We start from the raw sequence: 15,503 nt of genomic DNA, 5'->3' as shown, positions 1-15,503 counted from the left end.
CGTGACACATCGCCCACCGGTCAGACCGACGAGAACACCACACACCGCCGGGCGAGGACGGCGAGCCGCAGCGCGATGGCGAACGAGACGACGGTCGCGGCGGCCACCGGTGGTGACATGAGCAGCCTCGGCGCGTCCAGGTAGGCGGTGGCGGCCAGGATCGCCACGTTGCCGAGCAGGGACACGCCGACCGCGACCACGGCGACCACACCCGCGAGCCTGGCCAGCGTCATCGTGCTGACCGTCGTGCGGGCCAGGCGTCGCCCGACGAGCAGGGCGAGCACCGCCGCGCCGGCCACGAACCACGCCGAGGTGTCGTTGAGCCGGGCGATCGTCAGGTACCACTCGGGCGGTGGCGCGTCGAAGGCGTCCCAGGAGCCGATCCAGAACTTGCGGTTGAGCTCCCACATCACGTACGCGAGCGGGACGACCAGCATCACCGACCGCAGCGTGCGCGCGCCGTAGGCCAGGCCGAGCAGGCCCTGGTACTCGCGGGCGACGGCGGTGACCGGGCCGAACTCGGCGACGGCGCGGCGTTGGGCCGCCTCCTCGGTGAGACCTTCGCCGCGGTGCGCGTCGGCGGCGTCGTGGAGGCTGTCCCTGGCCTCGGCGAGCAGGTCCTCCTTGACCGGGTCGGGGCCGCGCAACCGCCGGTCCAGCGCGGTCACGTAGTCGTCGATCACGCCTGCGCCGGCCACGGCCCACCTCCGAGCACGCCCTCGATCGCGGTGGTGAACTCGCGCCACGCGGTCCGCTCGGCGGCCAGGGCGCGTTGGCCCGCCTTCGTGAGCCGGTAGGTGCGGCGCTGCCGGCCGCCCACGGTGCTCCACTCGCTGGCCACCAGGCCGGCGGTCTCCAGTCGGCGCAGGGCCGGGTAGACGGTGCCGGTGGGCAGGTCGAGGGCACCGCCGCTGCGCCGCTGCAACGCCTCGATGATGGCGTAGCCGTGCAGCTGGCCGCCGTCGAGCGTGGCCAGCAGGAGCGCGTCGAGATGTCCCCGCAACGCGTCGGACTTCATGGGTAGTGACTCTACGGATCGCGGGCCGGGGTCGGAATCGGGGACATCCCCGATGTTAAGTTGTCTGCCTACATATATGGTCCCTACTCATGGATGCTCTCGGACTGGCCCGGCTCCAGTTCGCCACCACGACGTCGTTCCACTTCCTGTTCGTGCTGCTGACGCTCGGACTGGTGACGGCGGTGGCGCTGATGCAGACCCGGGCCACGTTGTCAGCCGATCCCGTGCACGCCCGGATGACGCGCTTCTGGGGTCGGCTCTACGTGGTGAACTACGCGCTCGGCATCGCGACCGGCATCGTCATGGAGTTCCAGTTCGGGTTGAACTGGTCGGGCCTGTCGACGTACGCGGGCGACGTGTTCGGCGCGCCGCTGGCGATGGAGACGCTGGTGGCGTTCTTCCTGGAGTCGACGTTCCTCGGCCTGTGGATCTTCGGCTGGGACCGGTTGAACAAGTGGGTGCACCTGGCCCTGATCTGGCTGGTCGCGCTGACCGCGTACGCCTCCGCGTTCTGGATCATGATGGCGAACGCCTTCCTCCAGCACCCCGCCGGGCACGAGGTGCGCGACGGCGTGCTGCGGATGGTCGACTTCTCCGCGATGCTCGCCAACCCCACGTTCGGCACGGCGTTCCTGCACGTGTGCTTCGCGGCGCTGACCGTCGGCGGGGTGTTCCTGACCGGGGTGAGCGCCTACCACTTCATCCGGCGCACCGCGGAGGTCGACTTCTTCCGCCGGTCGCTGCGGCTGGGCGTGGTGCTGACCGCGTTGGCCGCGCCGATGCTGGTGGGGTTCGGGTTCGGGCAGTTCCCGATCGTGCGGCGGTACCAGCCGGACAAGCTGGACACGGTCGGCGCGCTCGACGGCACGGGCCTCGGGTTCATGATCCAGATCGGGTTCGTGCTGCTGCTGGTGAGCTGGGTGACGGTGCCGCTGCTGTTCCGCGACTGGGTGGTGCGGATGCGGTTCCCGCTGTACCTGATGGTGATCGGCATCCCGCTGCCGTTCGTGGCGGCGATCGGCGGCTGGCTGTTCCGCGAGGTCGGGCGGCAGCCGTGGCTGGTGCAGGGGCTGCTGACCACGCAGGACGCCATGTCGCACGTCGGCCGGGACCAGGTGCTCGTGTCGTTCGTCGCGTTCACGGCGGTGTTCGCGGTGCTCGCGGTCGCCGACTGGGTGCTGATCGCCCGGTTGGCGCGGCGCGGACCGGTGTCGTCCGACGAGGCGCCCGTGTCGCCGCTCGTTCCGGCTCTGTGAGGGGTGTGTCGTGCAAGCTGTCCAGGTTGCCCTGCTGGCGTTCCTGACCTGCGGTTACTTCGCGTTGGCCGGGTTCGACTACGGGGTCGGGGTGTTGTTGCGGTTGGTCGGGCGGGACGAGCGGTCGCGGCGGGCGGTGCTGCGGGCGGTGACGCCGTTCTTCCTCGGCAACGAGGTGTGGCTGGTCGCGGCGGTGGGTGTGTTGTTCGGCGCGTTCCCCCGGCTGGAGGGTGAGCTGCTGTCGTCGCAGCACACGGTGTTCACGGTGCTGTTGGCCGGGTTGGTGTGCTTCACGGTCGCGGTGCAGCTGCGGTCGCCCGCGTGGGACTTCCTGTTGGTGGGCGGTGCGCTGGTGGTCGCGGCGGGCTGGGGCGTGCTGCTGGGCCGGGTGCTCGGCGGGCCGTCCGTGCTGTGGGGTGCGGGTTTGGTGGTGTTGTTCTCGTTGCACGGCGCGGTTTTCCTCGCCTGGCGGCTGTCCGGTGAGTTGCGGGAACGGGCGGTGCGCACGGCGGTTTCCCTGGTGCTGCCCGCTGCCGCGTTCGTGGTGGCGGCGGTGCTCACGGCCGGATCGGTGCCCGCGCCCGCGTTCGGGGTGACGGCGGTGGGTGCGTTGGCGTTGTTGGGCGGGGTGTGGTGGGCGTTGCGCGGCGGGCGCCACCGGGTGGCTTTCGGGTGCAGCGCCGTGCTGTGCGCGTTGCCGGTGGTGGGTGTGTTCGGCGCGCGGTCGGTGGTGACGGTGTCGGTGATGGCGGATGAGTCGACGTTGCGGGTGTTGACGTGGGCGGCGGTCGTGGTGGTGCCGTTGGTGCTGGTGTTCCAGTGGGCGACGTGGTGGATGTCCCGTGCGGCACGTTGACCGGCGGTACGTCGTCGTCCTGTCCGTGCTCGCGGTGGTGACGGCGGCGGTGGTGTTGGCGCAGGCCGAGGTGTTGGCGTCGGTGCTGTCGGGTGGGTGGTCGGCGTGGTGGCTGGTGGCGGTGGTCGTGGCGCGCGGGCTCGTGGTGTGGGGCGGGCGGATGGTGACGCAGCGGGCGGCGTCCTCGGTGAAGGCGTCGTTGCGCAAGCGGGTGTTGCGCGACTCTTGCGGGTCGGGTGGGCCGGCGGGTGCGCGGGCGGGGTCGGGTGCGCAGGCCGGGTCGGTGGCGACGCTCGTGGTGAAGGGGCTGGACGCGGTCGAGCCGTACTTCGCCGGGTACCTGCCGCAGTTGGTGGTGGCGGCGGTGGTGCCGGCCGCGGTGGTGGTGCGGTTGTCGTTGGCCGACCTGACGTCCGCGGTGGTGGTGCTGGTGACTTTGCCGCTGGTGCCGGTGTTCGCCGCGCTGGTCGGCATGCACACCCGGGATCGGACGCGGGCGCGGTGGGAGGGGCTGGCCGCGGTCGGCGGGCACTTCCTGGACGTGGTGCGCGGGTTGGGCACGTTGAAGGTGTTCGGGCGGGCGGCGGCGCAGGCGGCGACCGTGCGGGCGATGGCGGACGCGCACGCGGCGGCGACCATGCGGACGCTGCGGGTGGCGTTCCTGTCGGCGTTGGTGCTGGAGCTGGTGGCGACGCTGTCGGTGGCGTTGGTGGCGGTGCCGGTGGGGCTGCGGCTGCTGGACGGCGGGGTGACGTTGTCGGTGGCGCTGCTGGTGCTGCTGCTCGCGCCGGAGGCCTACCTGCCGCTGCGCGCGGCGGGGGCGCAGTTCCACGCCTCGGCCGAGGGGCTGGCCGTGCTCGACGCCGTGGCTGCGCAGGCGTCCCCGCCGGGGGGATCCCCGGTTTCGATACTGCCGGGGAGGACCGACGGAATGGCGCCCGCGGACGCGGCCTGTGGACAACTCGGCGAGCGGGCCGGCGTGGTGGTGAGCGGGGTGCGGGCGCCGGACCTGCGCGTCGCCGAGATCGTGGTCGACCGGGTCGTGGTCCGGTACCCGGGGCGGGAGGCGTTGGGCGGTATGTCGTTGCGGGTCGCGCCCGGTGAGCGGGTGGCGTTGGTGGGGCCGAGCGGGGTCGGGAAGAGCACGTTGCTCGCGGTGCTGATGGGGTTCGTCACGCCTGCGTCCGGGCGGGTCCTGGTCGGTGGGGTGGACCTGCGCGAGATCGACCGGGAGTCGTGGTTGCGGCAGCTCGCGTGGGTGCCGCAGCGGCCGACGGTGTTCCCCGGCACGGTCGGCGCGAACATCGCGCTCGGGTCGTCCGGCGACGTGCGCGCCGCCGCGGCGGAGATGGGGTTGGCGCACCTGGTCGACGCCGAGCACCCGCTGTCCTCCGGTGAACGGCAGCGGGTCGCGTTGGCGCGGGCGCTGGTCCGGGACGACGCGCGGGTGCTGCTGCTGGACGAGCCGACGTCCCGGTTGGACAGCGGCACGGAGGAGGCGGTGTTGCGGGCCACGCGGCGGCTCGCGTCCGGGCGGACGGCGCTGGTCGTGGCGCACCGGCCGGTGATGCTCGGCGAGGTCGACCGGGTGGTGGCGTTCGGATGAGGCGACTGGTGCTCGCGGTGGCCGCCGGGGTGGCCGCGGAGCTGGCCGGGATCGGGCTGATGACCACCGCCGTGTGGCTCGTCATGCGTGCCGCGCAACAGCCACCGCTCTCGGCGTTGACGGTGGCGATCGTGGCGGTCCGGGCGCTGGCCGTGGCCCGCGGCGGCATGCGGTACGTCGAGCGGCTGGCCGGGCACTCGGCGGTGCTGCGGCACCTGGCCGAGCTGCGTGGCCGGGTGTACGAGGCGCTGACCCGCCGTCCGCTGCGCGGTGGTGACGCCCTCACCCGGCTCGTGTCGGATGTAGACGGTATACAGGATGCACTGCTCCGCTGCCTCCTGCCGGGCGCCGTAACGTCCGCCGTGGGCGTGGTCGCGTTAATCGCAACGGGTTTCGCGTGGCCCTTGGTCGTCGGTCTTCTGACGACTGTATGCATTATCCCGTCTACTGCCTACCTACTCGCCGTTCGGCACCTCTACCAGCTGGCGCCGTTGCGATCGGCGCTGACCGAGCGGACCGTCGTGCTGCTGGACGGCGCGGCGGAGCTGACCGCGTTCGGCGCGCTGGACCGCGAGCTGGCCGCGACCGGCCGGGTGGTCGACGCGCTGGCCGAACGGGAACGGCGGGGCGGCTCCGGTGCGGCGGTGTTGGCGGCGGTGGCCGTCGTCGTGCAGTTCGGGGTGGCGTTGGCGCTGCTGCGGTCCGGAGCGCCCGCCCACGTCGTGCTCGGCTCGGTCGCGGTGCTGGAGGTGACGTTGCCGTTGGCGACGGCGGCCCAGCGGTGGGCCGAGATGCGCGGCTCGGTCGGCCGCGTGCGGGAAGCACTGCGGGCCGGCCGAACCCCCGAACCTCACGTCGAGCTCCCGGTCGGCCGGGTCGGCGTCGTCGGTGCCAGCGGCGCGGGCAAGAGCACGTTCCTGAGGGCCTTGGCCGCCGCACACCCCGGTGTCGCCAAAGGCGTGTTGGACGACGCCCACGTCTTCCACGCCACCGCGGAGGCCAACGTCCGGCTCGCCCGCCCCGACGCGTCGAGGGAAGAGCTGGACCGGGCGGCCGCGCTGGTCGACCTGGACGTCCCGTGGGACACCGTCGTCGGCGAGGACGGCGACGCGCTGTCCGGCGGCCAACGCCAACGCCTGCTCCTGGCCCGCGCGCTGCTGGCCGACCCCGACGTGCTGCTGCTGGACGAACCCGTCGAGGGCCTGGCCGTCGACCACGGCGACGCCGTGCTGCGCCGCGTGCTCGACCACGCCCGCGGCACCGTCGTGCTGGTCACGCACCGGCTCGCCCCGCTGGTCGACTTCGACCGGGTCGTGGTGTTCGAGGACGGCCGGATCACCCAGCAGGGCACGCACGCCGAACTGGTCGACGTCCCCGGCTACTACCGCGACCGCTGGAGCACCGAGCGCATGGCGGGGCGGTCCTCCGCCGGCACGTCCACCGGCGAGGGCAACCACTCGCCGTCGAACGGCACGAACCGCGTCAACGTGGACGACTCCACCGGCACACCGCACCGGCGCAGCAGCGTCACCGCGATCTGAGCGGCCATCGGCCCCAGCTGGAACAGGTCCCGGTTGCGGTGCTTGCGCACGCCCAGGTTGACCTGCGCGATCCCGTTCAGCCCGTACCGGGTGTGCGCGTCGAGCAGCAACCCGATCTCCACGCCGTAGCCGGGGGCGAAGGGCACCGACTCCAGGAACTCCCGCGTGCCCGCGTACTCGCCGCCCAACGGCTGCACCACGCCGGCCAGCTCCGGCCGCAGGGCGTTGAGCAGGGGCCGGGCCGCCAACTCGGTGACCCGACCGCCGCCGGTGCTCTCCAGCCGCAACGGCCGCCGGTAGAAGCCCTTCACCAGGTGCACGTCGCGGGTCAGCAGCGGGCCGAGCAGCGCGGGCACGAACTCGCGGTCCGGGTCGACCAGGTCGGAGTCGAGGAACACCACCAGGTCACCCGACGTCGCCGCCAACGACCGCCACAGCACCTCGCCCTTGCCGGGCCGGGGCGGGAACTCCGGCAGCACGTCGGTCCGGTGCACGACCCGCGCCCCGGCCGCCGCCGCCCGCGCCACCGTGTCGTCGGTGGAACCCGAGTCCACCACCACCAGCTCGTCCACCAAGTCGCCCAGCAGCGGCCGCACCACGCCGACCACGTCGCCGACCGTCGCCTCCTCGTCCAACGCGGGCAGCACGACGCTGACCGTGCGATTCCCCTTGGCGGCCACCAGTTCCGGGATCGTCCACCGCGGACTCTGCCACGTGTTGGCCGCGAACCAGTCCGCCATCAGGCCAGCGCCCGCAACACCCGCGCCGGCGGACGGGTGCCCGCGATGCTCGCCACCATCTCCACCACCCGCCTGGTCTGCCGCACCTGGTGCGCCCGGAACACCTTCGCGCCGGTCCACGCCGCCACCGACGTCGCGGCCAGCGTGCCGTCCACCCGGTCCTCCAGCTCCGCGCCCAGCGTCTCGCCGACGAAGTCCTTGTTCGACAACGCCATCAGCACCGGCCAGCCGGTGGCCACCAGCTCGTCCAGCCGCCGCAGCAGTTCCAGGCCGTGCCAGGTGTTCTTGCCGAAGTCGTGGGTCGGGTCGATCAGCACGCCCGCCGCGGGCACGCCCAGCGCCACCATCCGCTCGGCCCGCCCGACCAGCTCCGCCACCACGGACGCCACCACGTCGGCGTACCGGACTCGGTGCGGGTCGGTGCGCGGCGGGAGGCCGCCGGTGTGCGAGCAGACGATGCCGACGCCGAACTCGGCGGCCACCTCGGCCAGCGCCGGGTCCGCGCCCGCCCACGTGTCGTTGATCAGGTCGGCGCCCACCCCGCACACCGCGCGGCCCACCTCGTGCCGCCACGTGTCGACGCTGATCACCAGGTCGGGGTGCCGCTCGCGGACCGCCGCGACGAACGGCACGACCCGCCGCGCCTCCTCGGCGGCGTCCACCACCTCGCCCCGGGAACCCGCCTTGACCCCGCCGATGTCGACGATGTCCGCGCCGTCGGCGACCGCCCGGTCCACCGCGGCCATGGCGGCCTCGTCGGAGAAGGTCGCGCCGCGGTCGTAGAACGAGTCGCGCGTCCGGTTGACGATCGCCATCACCAGCGCGCGATCTCCGGCGACCTCCCGTGAACCGAACCGCATGAGCGCATCGTGCCACGTCACCCGCCGAGTGAGCCGCGTCACAGAGTGCTCCTACTGGCGAGTAAAGTTCGTGTTTACTCGCCGGTAACACCCTGCGTGATCCCGGTCACGGTCAAGGAGGACCTCGTGCGCCGATCACTCCCCCTGCTGCTCGCCGCCCTCGTGGCGCTCGTCCTGGCACCGCCCGCCCAGGCCGCGCCCGGCTTCGCGGTGGCCTACGAGACCATCCCCGGCCAGGGCGGCACCCCGCTCAAGGCCTTCGTCGTCACGCCGACCGGGCGCGGCGGCGGACCGTTCCCGCTGATCGTGCTGCCGTCGAGCTGGGGCGTGAACAACATCGAGTACGTCGGCGCGGCGGCCAAGCTCGCCTACGAGTCCGGGTACTCGGTGATCAGCTACACCTCGCGCGGGTTCCACGACTCGGCCGGCGAGATCGACGTGGCCGGACCGGACACCGTGGCCGACGTCAGCCGGGTGGTCGACTGGGGCCTCGCGCACGCCCACGGCGACCCGGCGCGGATCGGCGTCGGCGGCATCTCCTACGGCGCGGGCCAGTCGCTGCTGGCCGCCGCCGCGGACCCGCGGATCAAGGCCGTGGCGGCGCTGAGCACGTGGACCGACCTGGCCCGCTCGCTCTACCCCAACGAGACGGTCAGCGCGCAGGCCGTCGAGCTGCTGCTGGCCGCCGGTCACCTGACCGGGCGGCCCGGGCCGGTGCTGCGCGAGGCGGAGGCCGCCTACCGGGAGAACCGGTTCCACGACGTGCTGCCGATCTCGCCGCCCCGCTCCCCCGCGTCGAAGGTGTCGTCCATCAAGGCCGCGGTGATAATCGGCAACGCGTGGAACGACGGGCTGTTCGCACCGGGCCAGGTCACCGACTTCTTCGGCGCGCTGACCGGTCCGAAGCGGCTGATGCTCGCGCCCGGCGACCACGCCACCGCCGAGCTGTTCGGCGCGGCCGGGCTGCCCAACGAGATCTGGACGTCGGTCGGCCGCTGGTTCGACCACCACCTCAGGGGCGTGGCCAACGGCATCGACCGCGAGCAACCCGTGCAGGTCAAGCCGAACAACGGCGGCGGCTGGCGCTCGTTCCCGTCCTGGGCGGCGGCGACCACCCGCACGGACACGGTGCCGTTGACCGCGGACCGGATCGGCGCGGGGTGGCCGACCATCGCCGAGAGCGGCACGGTCCTGGTGTCCGGCGCGTTGCAGGGCTTCCTGAACATCCCGGTGGGCGTCTCGACGCCGTTGATCGACCGGGGTGCGGCGGCGGTGTGGCGCGGACCGGTGCAGTGGACCGCCACCTCGGTCAGCGGCACGCCGCGCGTGCACCTCACCGTGACGCCGAGCGCCGCCAGGACCACCCTCTACGCCTACCTGTACGAGGTGAACGCGCTCGGCCTGGGCGCGCTGGTCACGCACAAGCCGGTGACGATCACCGGCACCGCGACCCGCGCGGTCGACCTGGACCTGGAGCCGGTGGTGTGGAACGTGGCGGCGGGCAACCGGCTGGTGCTCGTCGTGGACACCGTGGACGCCCGGTACAAGGGCTCCAGCGCGCTCGGCTCGACGGTCGCGTTCGGGGCGGACTCGTGGCTGACGGTGCCGCGCACCTGACAGCGGCTGACAGGATTTCCTGTAAGGATCCCCGGTATGGAATCCAAGTCGACGTTCAAGATCACCCGGTGGGACCAGACCGTCTACGACGAGGCGGAGCCGCAGCTGGGCCGGGCGCTCGTGGACAAGGCCTACCGAGGGGTGATGGAGGGCACGAGCACCGCCGAGCTGACGATGTGCCAACCGTCGGACGGCTCGGCGGGCTACGTGGGCACCGAGCGGTTCGTCGGCACGCTGGAGGGCCGTTCGGGGACGTTCGTGCTCCAGCACGGCGCGGTCATGTCCGGCGAGGACGCGCAGTTCTGGGGCCACATCGTGCCGGGGTCGGGCACCGGTGAGCTGGCCGGCATCTCCGGCACCGCCCGGCTGGAGCACGAGCTGATCGTCCTGGACCACGACCTTGGCTGACCGGGAACGGGTGATCGCCTACCGGGTCGCCGCCCACCAGTTCGACCGCACCGTCGCCGAGGCCTCCGACCTGCGGGTGTTCGACCTCGGCGTGCAGGACTCGGAACGGTCGGCGGCGCCCGCGCTGGCCGCCCGGCTGGACCGGGTGCCCGACCTCGACGCGTTCACGCTCACGTGGAGCGTGCGTGGCGCGCCGCACTGGCACCGCGCCGACGAGGTGCCCGCGCTGGCGGCCCGGCTGTGGCCGTTGAGCGACGCCGACGCGCTGGCCCGGATGAACCGGCCGCCGGTGCCGGACGGGCTCGCGGCGCTGCACGAGGTCGCGTCGGCGTTGCGGGAGGTGGTGACCGGGCCGATGACGAAGGGCGAGGCGTCGTCCCGGCTCACGCCGCGGGTGCGGCCCGAGCTGACCGGCTGGTGCCGCGGCTGCGACGCCACGCACGTGCTCGACCCGATCTTCCGCATCGCCGTGCTGCCCGCCGGGCTGCGGTTCGACCCGGCGGGCCGGACCGTCACGTTCGTGCCGCTGGAGGGCCGTCAGGACGTCCCGGACGCCTCGCGCGGCTTCGGCGCCCTGATCGCCGACTACCTGCGGCTGCACGGCCCCGCCGGGCCGTCCGAGGTGGCGAACTACTTCGGCGCGCCGGTGCGCGAGGTGAAGGACCGGTGGCCGGACGACCTGGTCGCGATCTCCAAGCGGGCGTGGCTGCCCGCCGACCGCGTCGAGGCGTTCGAGAACCCGCCGGAACCCGAGGTGGTGCGCCTGCTGCCGCCGCTGGACCCCTACCTCAACGCCCGCGACCGCGACCTGCTCGTGCCGGACAAGGCGCACCAGAAGCAGGTGTGGCGCATCCTGGGCCGGCGCGGCGCGCTGCTGGTCGACGGCGAGGTCCTGGGCACCTGGCAGGCCAAGGCGACCGGCTCCCGCCTGGACGTCAAGGTCTCCCCGTTCGTGCCGCTCGACCCGGGCATGTTCGCCGAGGAAGCCACCCGCCTGGCCGCCGCCAGGGGTCTGGACCGGGCCACGATCAGCTGAGCCTAGTGCGCGTCCGCCCACGCCTTGTGGGCGTCGTTCACCACGCGCACGGCGTCGTCGATGTCGTCGGTCAGGTACAGCAGGTCCAGGTCCTTCTCGCTGACCTTGCCGCTGGCCAGCACCGAGTCGCGCACCCAGTCGTACAGGCCCTGCCAGTAGGCCTTGCCGAACAGCACGACCGGGAACTTGGTGACCTTCTTGGTCTGCACCAGGGTCAGCGCCTCGAACAGCTCGTCCAGCGTGCCGAACCCGCCCGGCAGGCAGATGAACGCCTGCGAGTACTTGATGAACATGGTCTTGCGCACGAAGAAGTAGCGGAAGTTCACGCCCAGGTCGACCCACGGGTTCAGGCCCTGCTCGAACGGCAGCTCGATGCCCAGGCCGATGGAGAACCCGCCGGCCTCCGAGCAGCCCCGGTTGACCGCCTCCATCGCGCCCGGGCCGCCGCCGGTGATCACCGCGAACCCGGCCTCGGCCAGCGCGCCGCCCAGCTTGCGGCCGGTCTCGTACTCCGGGTGGTCGCGGCCGGTGCGGGCGGAGCCGAACACGGTCACCGCGCTCGGCACCTCGGCCAGCGCGCCGAACCCCTCGACGAACTCCGCCTGGATGCGCAGCACCCGCCACGGGTCGGTGTGCACCCAGTCGCTCGGTCCCCGCGAGTCCAGCAACCGCTGGTCCGTCGTGGTCAGCTCGTCCCGCTGCTCACGACGCAGGACGACCGGTCCGCGCTGCTTCTCCCTGGGGTGCTCGTCCACGCTGTCCGTCATTGGGTGGAGTCTAGCGGCGGCCGCACGTCAGCCCAGGAAGCGACGCAGGACGTCGACGCACCGGGCGATGTCCTCGACCGGGACGTGCTCGTGCTGGGTGTGGGCGAGCGTCGGGTCGCCGGGACCGAAGTTGACCGCGGGCATCCCCAGGGCGGCGAAGCGGGCCACGTCGGTCCAGCCGAGCTTGGCGACCGGGGTGCCGCCGGCGGCCGCCACGAGTTCCCGGGTGGTCGGCGCGTCCAGGCCGGGCAGGGCGCCCGGCGACATGTCGGTGACCGTGACGTCGTAGCCGTCGAACAGCTCGCGCAGGTGCCGCTCGGCCTGCTCGGGGCCGCGGTCGGGCGCGAAGCGGTGGTTGATCGTGAGCACGGCCTCGTCCGGCACGACGTTGCCCGCCACGCCGCCGCTGATCCGCACCGCCTGCAAGCCCTCGCGGTACGTGCAGCCGTCGATCTCGACCTGGCGCGGCTCGTAGGCCAGCAACCGGTTCAGCGCCTCGCCGATGGCGTGGATGGCGTTCACGCCCATCCAGCCGCGGGCGGTGTGCGCGCGGACGCCCTTGGTGCGCAGCTCGATGCGCATCGTGCCCTGGCAGCCTGCCTCGATCACCGCGTTGGACGACTCGCACACGATCGCCAGGTCGCCCCGCAGCCAGTCCGGCAGCTCGCGCTCGATGCGACCGAGGCCGTTGCGGACCGCTTCGACCTCCTCGCAGTCGTAGAACACGAACGTCAGGTCGTGGCGCGGGTCGGTGACGGTGGCGGCGAGGTGCAGCATCACCGCGTCACCGCCCTTCATGTCGACCGTGCCGCAGCCGTGCAGGACGCCGTCCTCCAGGCGGGACGGCAGGTTGTCGTTGATCGGCACGGTGTCCAGGTGTCCCGCCAGCACGACCCGGGACGGGCGGCCGAGGTTCGTGCGGGCCATGACCGTGTTGCCGGACCTCACCACTTCGAGTGAGGTCTGCTCCTTGAGCGCGCGTTCCACCAGGTCGGCGATGCGGTCCTCGTCGCCGGAGACGCTGGGGATGTCCACCAGCGCGGCGGTCAGCTCGACGGGATCGGCGGATAGGTGCAAGGTGTCGGCCACTTGGCGCACGTTACCGTTGGCACCCGTGAGCACCGCAAATCCCACCGGCGCGTACGGCGTCGGACTGGCCACCGTCACCCCCACCGGCGCCGTGCTGGACACGTGGTTCCCGGCGCCGTCCCTCGGGACCGCGGAGCCCGGCGTGGCGCTGCTGTCGTCCGCGGAGGTCTCGGCCTCGCTCGGTGAGGCCGCCGCCAAGCAGCTCGGCGCGGACGTCGAGCGTGACGTCGAGGTCGTCGGCGTCCGGGTCGGCATCGGCTCGCTGTCCGACGCGCCGAGCTCGACCTACGACGTGTGGCTGCGGCTGCACCTGCTGTCGTCACGGCTCGTGCGGCCGCACGGCGCGAACCTGGACGGCGTGTTCGGGCTGCTCAACAACGTGGTGTGGACGAACTTCGGTCCGTGCGCGGTGGACGGGTTCGAGCAGACGCGGCTGCGGCTGCGCGCCCGTGGGCCGGTCACCGTGTACGGCATCGACAAGTTCCCGCGGATGGTCGACTACGTCGTGCCGACCGGGGTCCGGATCGCCGATGCCGACCGCGTGCGGCTGGGCGCGCACCTGGCGTCCGGGACGACCGTGATGCACGAGGGTTTCGTGAACTTCAACGCGGGCACGCTCGGCACGTCCATGGTGGAGGGTCGCATCTCGGCCGGTGTGGTCGTCGGCGACGGCTCCGACGTCGGCGGCGGCGCGTCGATCATGGGCACCCTGTCCGGCGGCGGCAAGCAGGTCATCTCCGTCGGCGAGCGGTGCCTGATCGGCGCGAACGGCGGCGTGGGCATCTCGCTGGGCGACGACTGCGTGGTGGAGGCAGGCCTCTACATCACCGCGGGCACCAAGGTCACCGGCGCCGACGGCACCGTCGTGAAGGCGGGCCGGCTGTCCGGCCTCGCCAACCTGCTGTTCATCCGCGACTCCACCACCGGCGTCGTCAAGGTCCTCCCCCGCACCGGCAGCGGCATCGCCCTGAACACCGCCCTCCACACCAACGACTAACCGCGAGAGTCCAACACTCAACCCGCGAGAGTCCAACACTCAGCACGCGAGAGTCCAACACTCAGCGGCCCTGAGTTCAACACTCGACAGACCGGCTGGTCGGCCGAGTGTTGAACTCAGGGGTCGCGAACGTAGGACTCTCGCGGCGCGAACGTAGGACTCTCGCGCGGCTAGGGGGTTAGGCGGGTGGTGGCGGTGGTGATGTGGTGGTCGGTGGCGGTCAGGGCGATGCGGACGTGCCGGTCGCCGGTCGGGCCGTAGAACGTGCCCGGCGCGGCCAGGATGCCACGGTCCGCCAGCCAGGCGATGGTGTCCCAGGCGTTCTCGCCGCCCCGGGTCGACCACAGGTAGAGGCCGGCTTCCGAGTGGTCGACGGTGAAACCCGCCGCCGTCAACGCCGGCAGCAGCACGTCCCGCCGCACCCGGTACCGCTCGCGCTGCTCGGCCACGTGCGCGTCGTCGTTCAACGCCGCCGTCATCGCCGCCTGCACGGGCCGGGGCACGATCATCCCCGCGTGCTTGCGCACCGCCAGCAACGACGCCACCAACGCCGGGTCGCCCGTCACGAACCCCGCCCGGTACCCGGCCAGGCTGGACGACTTCGACAGCGAGTGCACCGCCAGCACCCCGTCCAGCGAACCACCGTTGACCGACGGCGCCAGCACCGACACCGGCCGCGCGTCCCACGCCAGCGCCAGGTAGCACTCGTCGGACGCGACGACCGCGCCGACGGCCCGCGCGTCGGCCACCGCCTGCGCCAGGTGCGCCCCCGACAGCACCCGGCCCGTCGGGTTGGACGGCGAGTTCAGCCACACCAGCGACGTCCCGGACGGCGGCGGCTCGCCATCGGCCAGCCGCACCACCGAGGCGCCGGCCAACCGCGCGCCCACCTCGTAGGTCGGGTACGCCAACGCCGGGATGGCCACCACGTCACCCGGCCCCAGGCCCAGCAACGTCGGCAGCCACGCCACCAGCTCCTTCGACCCGATGGTCGGCAGCACGGCCGCCGGGTCCAGGCCCGCGATCCCGTGCCGCCGCGCCAACGCGCCGACGACCGCCTCGCGCAACGCCGCGGTGCCGTGCGTGGTCGGGTACCCGGGCTGGTGGGCGGCCGTGCCGAGGGCGTGCCGGATCAGCTCCGGGACCGGGTCCACCGGCGTGCCGATAGACAGGTCGACCACGCCGCCGGGGTGCGCGCGCGCCTTGGCGGCGTGGTCGGCCAGCGAGTCCCAGGGGAAGTCCGGCAGCCTCCGCGACGTACCGGAGGTCACTCGTGCGACGCCTGCGGGGGGAGAGCCTTGACCAACGCCGGGTCCGCGCTGACCTTGCCGACCTTGGAGGCGCCACCGGGCGAGCCCAACTCGTCGAAGAAGTCCACGTTGGCCTTCGTGTACTCCTTCCACTCGTCCGGCACGTCGTCCTCGTAGTAGATGGCCTCCACGGGACACACCGGCTCGCAAGCACCGCAGTCGACGCACTCGTCCGGGTGGATGTAGAGCATCCGGTCGCCTTCGTAGATGCAGTCGACGGGGCACTCTTCGATGCACGCCTTGTCGAGCACGTCCACGCACGGCTGGGCGATCACATAGGTCACTGCGCTCTCCTGCTCTTTTCTGGTCCACACCGCGCAAGCCGGAGAGTACGCGGCGGAGTCGATTGTCCATTGCTCAGGCTTGCCTTATCGACACCGTGCTCCACCTCACAGACCGCCG

At 72.6% G+C, this 15,503-nt stretch carries 15 protein-coding genes and 1 pseudogene; 8 read left to right on the top strand and 8 right to left on the bottom strand.

Annotation, left to right across the window (positions count from 1 at the left end; all coding sequences use genetic code 11):
- Positions 1 to 20: 20 nt before the first annotated feature.
- Positions 21 to 698, bottom strand: a complete 678-nt coding sequence (locus ACYVLT_RS25085; protein ID WP_461122647.1) for a permease prefix domain 1-containing protein — start codon at positions 696 to 698, stop codon at positions 21 to 23.
- Positions 680 to 1,018 carry a PadR family transcriptional regulator gene (locus ACYVLT_RS25080; RefSeq protein ID WP_201438570.1) on the bottom strand — a complete coding sequence of 113 codons (339 nt, stop codon included), beginning with the start codon at positions 1,016 to 1,018 and terminating at the stop codon, positions 680 to 682. The genes ACYVLT_RS25085 and ACYVLT_RS25080 overlap by 19 nt, the downstream gene beginning before the upstream one ends.
- 89 nt (positions 1,019 to 1,107) lie before the next feature.
- Between ACYVLT_RS25080 and ACYVLT_RS25075 the strand changes: the two genes are divergently transcribed.
- From ACYVLT_RS25075 to ACYVLT_RS25060, 4 genes and pseudogenes are all read left to right on the top strand, one after another.
- Positions 1,108 to 2,274 (top strand): cytochrome ubiquinol oxidase subunit I, encoded by a 1,167-nt coding sequence (locus ACYVLT_RS25075; protein WP_461122646.1) that lies wholly within the window; start codon positions 1,108 to 1,110, stop codon positions 2,272 to 2,274.
- Between the two features lie 10 nt (positions 2,275 to 2,284).
- Positions 2,285 to 3,130, top strand: coding sequence for a cytochrome d ubiquinol oxidase subunit II (locus tag ACYVLT_RS25070; RefSeq protein WP_461122645.1), 846 nt, complete (start codon positions 2,285 to 2,287; stop codon positions 3,128 to 3,130).
- Positions 3,117 to 4,736 (top strand): thiol reductant ABC exporter subunit CydD, encoded by a 1,620-nt coding sequence (cydD, locus tag ACYVLT_RS25065; RefSeq protein ID WP_461122644.1) that lies wholly within the window; start codon positions 3,117 to 3,119, stop codon positions 4,734 to 4,736. Before ACYVLT_RS25070 ends, cydD begins: the two co-directional genes overlap by 14 nt.
- Positions 4,733 to 5,920 (top strand): annotated as a pseudogene (locus tag ACYVLT_RS25060) (ATP-binding cassette domain-containing protein); the annotation flags it as partial. The gene cydD and the pseudogene ACYVLT_RS25060, both read left to right, overlap by 4 nt.
- A 197-nt stretch (positions 5,921 to 6,117) precedes the next feature.
- On the opposite strand, the gene ACYVLT_RS25055 reads toward ACYVLT_RS25060, so the two are convergent.
- Both ACYVLT_RS25055 and folP read right to left on the bottom strand, forming a co-directional pair.
- A complete protein-coding gene (locus tag ACYVLT_RS25055) occupies positions 6,118 to 7,017 on the bottom strand; it encodes a glucosyl-3-phosphoglycerate synthase (RefSeq protein ID WP_461122643.1) in 900 nt (299 codons plus the stop codon).
- Entirely contained in the window at positions 7,017 to 7,877 is an 861-nt protein-coding gene (folP, locus tag ACYVLT_RS25050) for a dihydropteroate synthase (RefSeq protein ID WP_461122642.1), read from the bottom strand. Before folP ends, ACYVLT_RS25055 begins: the two co-directional genes overlap by 1 nt.
- A 126-nt stretch (positions 7,878 to 8,003) precedes the next feature.
- On the opposite strand from folP, the gene ACYVLT_RS25045 reads away from it, so the two are divergent.
- Genes ACYVLT_RS25045 through ACYVLT_RS25035 form a run of 3 tightly spaced genes read left to right on the top strand, consistent with a single transcriptional unit; the run spans position 8,004 to position 10,938 of the window.
- A complete protein-coding gene (locus tag ACYVLT_RS25045; protein ID WP_461122641.1) occupies positions 8,004 to 9,494 on the top strand; it encodes a CocE/NonD family hydrolase in 1,491 nt (496 codons plus the stop codon).
- A 36-nt stretch (positions 9,495 to 9,530) separates the two neighbouring features.
- Positions 9,531 to 9,902, top strand: a complete 372-nt coding sequence (locus ACYVLT_RS25040) for a DUF3224 domain-containing protein (RefSeq protein WP_461122640.1) — start codon at positions 9,531 to 9,533, stop codon at positions 9,900 to 9,902.
- Complete coding sequence (locus ACYVLT_RS25035) at positions 9,895 to 10,938, top strand: DNA glycosylase AlkZ-like family protein (RefSeq protein WP_461122639.1); 1,044 nt, start codon at positions 9,895 to 9,897, stop codon at positions 10,936 to 10,938. The genes ACYVLT_RS25040 and ACYVLT_RS25035 overlap by 8 nt, the downstream gene beginning before the upstream one ends.
- A gap of 2 nt (positions 10,939 to 10,940) precedes the next feature.
- On the opposite strand, the gene ACYVLT_RS25030 is transcribed toward ACYVLT_RS25035, so the two are convergent.
- Both ACYVLT_RS25030 and dapE read right to left on the bottom strand, forming a co-directional pair.
- A complete protein-coding gene (locus ACYVLT_RS25030) occupies positions 10,941 to 11,705 on the bottom strand; it encodes an LOG family protein (RefSeq protein WP_461122638.1) in 765 nt (254 codons plus the stop codon).
- 27 nt (positions 11,706 to 11,732) lie between these two features.
- Positions 11,733 to 12,794: a succinyl-diaminopimelate desuccinylase gene (gene dapE, locus ACYVLT_RS25025; protein ID WP_461122637.1), complete on the bottom strand. Its 1,062-nt coding sequence runs from the start codon at positions 12,792 to 12,794 to the stop codon at positions 11,733 to 11,735.
- 25 nt (positions 12,795 to 12,819) lie between these two features.
- Here dapE and dapD point away from each other — a divergent pair, with 25 nt between their 5' ends.
- Positions 12,820 to 13,791 carry a 2,3,4,5-tetrahydropyridine-2,6-dicarboxylate N-succinyltransferase gene (dapD, locus tag ACYVLT_RS25020; protein ID WP_461122636.1) on the top strand — a complete coding sequence of 324 codons (972 nt, stop codon included), beginning with the start codon at positions 12,820 to 12,822 and terminating at the stop codon, positions 13,789 to 13,791.
- Between the two features lie 170 nt (positions 13,792 to 13,961).
- Here the strand turns inward: dapD and dapC are convergent, their stop codons facing one another.
- Together dapC and fdxA are read right to left on the bottom strand one after the other, a co-directional pair.
- Positions 13,962 to 15,062 carry a succinyldiaminopimelate transaminase gene (gene dapC, locus ACYVLT_RS25015; RefSeq protein ID WP_461122635.1) on the bottom strand — a complete coding sequence of 367 codons (1,101 nt, stop codon included), beginning with the start codon at positions 15,060 to 15,062 and terminating at the stop codon, positions 13,962 to 13,964.
- Positions 15,059 to 15,385, bottom strand: coding sequence for a ferredoxin (gene fdxA, locus ACYVLT_RS25010; RefSeq protein WP_461122634.1), 327 nt, complete (start codon positions 15,383 to 15,385; stop codon positions 15,059 to 15,061). The genes dapC and fdxA overlap by 4 nt, the downstream gene beginning before the upstream one ends.
- Between the last annotated feature and the right edge of the window lie 118 nt (positions 15,386 to 15,503).

The sequence above is a fragment of the Saccharothrix stipae genome, from assembly GCF_054781895.1.
This window is presented reverse-complemented; position numbering and strand designations above follow the sequence as displayed.